2 protein-coding genes are annotated in these 1563 nt (G+C 43.2%); both read left to right on the top strand.

From position 1 onward, the window contains the following. On the top strand, positions 1 to 1108 hold a 1108-nt coding region (locus B4K20_RS12420), incomplete at its 5' end, for a TonB-dependent siderophore receptor (protein WP_289283113.1). Positions 1109 to 1220: 112 nt separating this feature from the next. Further along, positions 1221 to 1559: a zinc ribbon domain-containing protein YjdM gene (locus tag B4K20_RS12425; RefSeq protein ID WP_289283114.1), complete on the top strand. Its 339-nt coding sequence runs from the start codon at positions 1221 to 1223 to the stop codon at positions 1557 to 1559. Positions 1560 to 1563: the final 4 nt, after the last annotated feature.

Raw genomic sequence — 1563 nt, forward strand, 5'->3', positions numbered from 1 at the left:
GCGCGAACATTGGGTTGATATTCCATCTATACCAGCCGCTGATGGCACGGTAAATCGTACTATTTACACCGTAGATAAAGAAGTACGAGCACTTAATTTTGATGCCAGATTGGAAGGTATGTTTGATGTAGGTATGACAAATCATACCTTCGTAGTTGGTGTTGATCGTCAAGAGGCTACCTACGAAGAAGATAACTACTTTTACGGTACTGGCTTAGGCGGCACCATTAATGTCTATAATCCTCAATACGGTAACTTACAAAGTGGTGTTATTTCATACTCAAACCCCGATGATAATCGTATTGAACAAACAGGGGTTTATGTCGCCGACTCAATGGAAATTGGTCCCGTAGTTATCTCTGCTGCATTACGTCATGATTGGGCAAAAAATATCTCTCTCGCAGAAACTGGTCCAGATACAGAAAGTAATGAGAAAGTGAATACTGGAAGGATTGGATTAATGTACCGTTTTGATAATGGTATTTCACCATATGCCAGTTACACCGAAGCCTTTGTCATGAACTTGGGCACAGATGGGGCTGGTGGCACACTAGAGCCAACGACAGGTGTGCAACGCGAGTACGGTGTCAAATATTTATCTGATGATCGTAGTTTAGCTATCACAGCAGCTTACTTTGATATTACCCAACAAAATCGTGTAGAGCAGGGTTCAACACCGGGGGGCGTTTCGCAAACGGGTGCTACAGTTGATGGTTGGGAAATTCAGGCCAATAAACGCTGGGATAATTTCGAAACGCAGTTAGCCTACACGCAGCTCCACGCTGATGACGCGAACGGTAAACGTCTTGGCTCTGTAGCAGAACGGAATGCTTCGTGGTGGAATAAATTCTACATTGGCACTAATTGGCGTTTAGGTGCCGGTGTTCGCTATCTGGGTAGTAGAACTGGCTCAGGTGGCGCACCCTATATTCCATCAGAGATTTTGGTCGATGCGATGCTTGGATATTCTTACCAAAATTGGGACTTTACAGTTAATGCCCAGAATGTGACTGACGAAGTCTATACAGCATGGTGTCGAGGGGCTGGACAAGATTGTGGTTATGCACAGCGTCGTAATATTACAGGGAATGTTCGTTACCACTTCTAATCAGCATTTCTTAGAATTAAAAAGGCTCCGAAAGGGGCCTTTTTTATGCAGATAAAACAGGTTTTAACACGTATATCGGTTAGAATAACCCTTTTGTTTATCTGGAATTGAAATGAGCGATCTGCCGAATTGTCCTGCCTGTGGTTCTGAATACACCTATCAAGATCAAGATATGTTTGTCTGTCCTGAGTGTGCGCATGAGTGGCAGGAAGGTGAGAATAGTACAGCGGCTGATGATGATGTTATTCGTGATTCAAACGGTAATGTCTTGGAGGATGGTGACACGGTTACGGTGATTAAAGATCTGAAAGTAAAAGGATCTTCGGCTGTGGTGAAGGTAGGTACCAAAGTAAAAAATATCCGTTTGGTCGGTGGTGATCATGATATCGATTGTAAAATTGATGGTATTGGCGCCATGAAACTCAAATCTGAGTTTGTTAAAAAAGCCTGATACT

Origin of the sequence: Methylophaga sp. UBA5088, assembly GCF_002414625.1 — a bacterium.
In the GTDB taxonomy this organism is placed as follows: Bacteria; Pseudomonadota; Gammaproteobacteria; order Nitrosococcales; family Methylophagaceae; genus Methylophaga; species Methylophaga marina.

Excerpts from the sequence above, each read along its gene's own strand:
- B4K20_RS12425 (WP_289283114.1), top strand. The coding sequence starts at position 1,221 with ATGAGCGATCTGCCGAATTGTCCTGCCTGTGGTTCTGAATACACCTAT.